Source organism: Stenotrophomonas sp. STEN038 (assembly GCF_056759895.1).
Genome location: NZ_JBRRDW010000110.1, coordinates 1 through 3,734, shown reverse-complemented (window position 1 = coordinate 3,734; position 3,734 = coordinate 1). Strand labels below are relative to the sequence as shown.

Sequence of the window (3,734 nt, the reverse complement as noted above, 5' to 3'; positions counted from 1 at the left end):
TTGTAGGCTTGCCGGGTCTTGCTGGTGATCTTGCCTGCAGACATGACTGTCTCCCAATGCTACCCCCAACAGAGGCTAGCTCTGTCTAGGAAATCCTGGGAACTCCAGACCGTGGATTGCGCCCCACGCGAAACTGATCTTCTATCCGCAATATCCGGAAGTTCGCTTCTCGGGATTTCTTAAGGGCGCGAGGAATGCCCCCGGCTCGCTGTGGGTCAAGGAAAAACGAGGCACAGAAGCGGATCGAATCCTGCTGCTGGGACTGGGAAACGGCACCAAGATCTTCGGCATTACTTTGCCGCCGGAATCTCCCGCCGCGAAGAGAATCCGATCAAGCGGACCACACGTCGCCTACAGCATGGGTGGAAAGGAGAGTGTGCTGCGTATTTTGCCATTGCCTGGCCAAGAGGTAGGTGATGGTTTCTTTGATCTGATGCGTGAGCTATGCATCATTCATCGGAAGGGCTGGGTTGCCTCGGCGCGTCTGGATCCTGGTGGCATTCTCGTTCCCTGCAATGCGTCGAACTGCAATGGGAATACGCTGGAGTCGCAGCTCGGCATAAGATCCAACGGTTACTCGCAGCCCGACTTCCGGGGCTGGGAAGTCAAGGCTCGACAGGTAATGAGCACAGACAAGCCCGGTGAGAGCACAGTCACGCTTTTCACGCCGGAACCGACGGCTGGCGTTTACGTGGATGAAGGCATTGAGGCCTTCGTTCGCCGATACGGATATGCCGATATGAAGGGGCGCGACGACCGCATGAATTTCGGCGGAATTCACCGGGTCAATCAGCCCGCTCACAACCGGACGAATCTCCGTCTCGTACTCGAAGGGTTTGATGCCGGAACTGGAAAGTACGCATCGACTGGCGCAATCCAGCTTCTTGATAAAAATGACAACGTGGCTGCGGCTTGGCCCTTCGCCAAGCTGCTGGATCACTGGAAAGCCAAGCATGCCCATGCGGCATTCGTGCCTTCACAGGCAAGCTCAGCCGGGCAGGAGCGTCAGTACCGATTCGGACGCAACATTCTGCTGGGAGAAGGGGCTGAATTTCGCTTGCTGTTGAAGGCCTTCCATGAGGGCAAGGTTTATTACGACCCTGGCATCAAGCTGGAAGGGGTATCGAGCGGAAATCCGCGAGCAAAGAGGCGAAGTCAGTTCCGCGTAAGCAGCAAAGATTTGGCCGCCTTGTACGTGAAGAGTCGCATCGTGGATGCTTGCGAGGAAGCGGGCAGCGTGTGACTTGGATTGCTTTGAATTCGGTGCGAGGGCTGCCTTGGATTAGCAAGAATTTCCCATCCATATCATCGGGGTGCTGCAGCAGGCGACGCAATCGGTTGGGAGCCGAGATGGCTGCCGGTCGATGCTGAAATCATCGTTGGCGCCAACAGGGGGGGCGCTGAAACAAACCGCTGTGGTTGGCTGTTTCGTGGTGCTACGTTGAACGAAGCACACTTTATCGGGACACGCATCAACCGACCATTTTCGGCCTGAGGTTCGGTGCTCGATGAGCTACTACCTGCTTTTCTCAGAGTCGGTCTTGAGCGAGGTGCTGTCTTTATCGTGGAGTTTAAAGCTGTTGTTTGAGGTTCAAAGCCAATCCATCAAAGAGGAGGGCTTGGCTTTCTTGTTTGATGCCACGAAGCGAGCACTCCCACACCTCGATGACATTCCAGCCCATTTCGATCAGTTGGATCTTCGTTCGAGCATCGCGGAGGCGATTCGAGTCGATTTTTGCCTGCCAGAATTCAGGCCTTGTCTTGGGTAGGCGATACAACTGGCAGTCATGTCCATGCCAGAAACATCCATGGACAAAAACCACGGTCCGGTATTTCGGCAGCACGATATCCGGTCGTCCAGGCAATCCAGCCCCGCCCAGACGGTAGCGGAATCCCCGCACGTGGAGACCCTTGCGTACAAGGACCTCCAGCTTGGTGTTCGAGCCACGGATCTGCGACATCTGTGCGGATCGCTGCGCGGGGGTAAGGCTGTCGACCAAGTTCAGGCCTTGGCCTTCTTCTTTGCTGGCTTTGCCGGCTCCGAAGCGGACTCCTGCAGGAGGTGTGGAACCATGATCCGTGCAACCTCGCTGATCACAGGAACCACCACCGAATTGCCGAACTGTTTGTAAGCACGGGTATCGGATACGGGAATGCGGAAGTTGTCATCGAAGCCCATAAGGCGTGCGCACTCCCGCGGCGTCAGGCGACGGGGATTCTTCCTCGATCCCTGTGAGATCAGGATTTCAGAGCCATCCTTGTAGTAGCGGGCAGAAAGTGTGCGGCAGGTTGCTTCGGGGGTCACAAGACCAAAGCCGAAGCCGTTGCCTTTTTCCCTATGCTTTGCCGCGTAGTTCTGCAGGTACTCCCAAAGTTTGTCCGAGAGCGTGTACTTGTCCAGAACCTTGCCCTTCGCGCCACCGATGTAAGGAGCATCAGCGGGCTCGGAGCCATCTTGGCTGTGCATCACCGAACCCATCTTGGGGGCGAGGCCGAAGTCAGGCAGATCCAGATCTTCCCAGGTGAATGGCGCTTCCTCGCGGAAGCCGACGATGATGATGCGCTCGCGATGCTGCGGACCGAAATGCTTGCCGTTGATCACCCGGTAATGGACGTGATAACCAAGCTCGTTCTGCAACACATCGATGATGGTCGAGAAAGTGCGGCCCTTGTCGTGGCTCATCAGGTTCTTGACGTTCTCCAACAAGAACGCGCGGGGCTTCTTCTCGGCAATGATGCGAGCTACATCGAAGAAGAGGGTGCCTTGCGTCTTGTCCGAGAAGCCGTGGGGACGGCCCAGTGCGTTCTTCTTTGAAACACCTGCAATGGAGAATGGCTGGCAGGGGAATCCTGCGAGCAGCACGTCGTGGTCAGGTACGTCGCTCTCGTGAACTTTTGTGATGTCGGAGGCGAATACATGGCCTTCCCCATCGTGGAAATTGGCTCGATAGGTCTTTACCGCGTAAGGGTCCCATTCGCTGGTGAACACGCAGCGGCCACCCTGCTTTTCGAAGGCGGTACGGATGCCGCCGATACCGGCGAACAGATCGATGAAGCGGAATTTGCCTTCGCCTGCTGGCGGCTCGCCGAAAGGCAGCAGACGCTGACGGATTGCTTCGGCGACATAGGGCTTGGGTTCGGTTTCGCGGGTCTGCCAGCGGCGGACAGTCTTCGGATCGACTCCCAGTGCCTGGGCGACCTCCTTCGGGCTGAAGCGTTGGAGGGAAAGGTCGATCAATTGGTACGTATTCATGAAGGCTCCGGGAACAACGGGGACAGTATGTCCAATTTCTTCCCGTGGGAAAAGAAATAAATAGGGCGAGCTCGTCGGAATCTGTAAGGCTTGTTGTGCTCTCTCCTGAGAGGCTGACTTTGTGGCTTGCCTGTCGCAAGACTTGAGACAGGTGAGCTGCGTTGGCACCAGTTTGTGGAGCGAGCGCAACGCTGTGGCCAGAAGTTGTAAGGCTTCAAGAGGGTGTAGCTCAGCCGTCAGGTAGTTGATAGCTGTTTTCATGGAAGTCTTCTTCTCGATCCCTCGATGCAGAAGACCGAAGTCATGCGGCAGCGCTAGACGCTGTCGCTACCAACTGACTGCTTCAAAACCGGGGTCCGAGTGGGGGTTGGGGGCGGGACCCCCCGCGGGCCCCGGGTTTTTCGCCCACCACCCGTAGCGCCACCCGGAACCCTTAAAAGGACCGGCGCGGCCTCCCCGCACCCCGGGCACCCAACGCGAG

General features: G+C 57.0%; 3 protein-coding genes. 1 reads left to right on the top strand and 2 read right to left on the bottom strand.

Annotation, left to right across the window (positions count from 1 at the left end; all coding sequences use genetic code 11):
• Positions 1 to 376 precede the first annotated feature (376 nt).
• Complete coding sequence (locus ACVOLS_RS21445; RefSeq protein ID WP_481547304.1) at positions 377 to 1,243, top strand: MvaI/BcnI family restriction endonuclease; 867 nt, start codon at positions 377 to 379, stop codon at positions 1,241 to 1,243.
• Positions 1,244 to 1,571: 328 nt separating this feature from the next.
• Here the strand turns inward: ACVOLS_RS21445 and ACVOLS_RS21440 are convergent, their stop codons facing one another.
• On the bottom strand, positions 1,572 to 2,000 hold the full coding sequence (locus ACVOLS_RS21440) for a very short patch repair endonuclease (protein ID WP_481547303.1): 429 nt from the start codon (positions 1,998 to 2,000) through the stop codon (positions 1,572 to 1,574).
• 2 nt (positions 2,001 to 2,002) lie between these two features.
• Positions 2,003 to 3,514 (bottom strand): DNA (cytosine-5-)-methyltransferase, encoded by a 1,512-nt coding sequence (gene dcm / locus ACVOLS_RS21435; RefSeq protein WP_481547302.1) that lies wholly within the window; start codon positions 3,512 to 3,514, stop codon positions 2,003 to 2,005.
• Between the last annotated feature and the right edge of the window lie 220 nt (positions 3,515 to 3,734).

Bases quoted from the DNA above. Each gene is read 5' to 3' on its own strand.
- dcm (WP_481547302.1), bottom strand. From the start codon at position 3,514: ATGAAAACAGCTATCAACTACCTGACGGCTGAGCTACACCCTCTTGAA.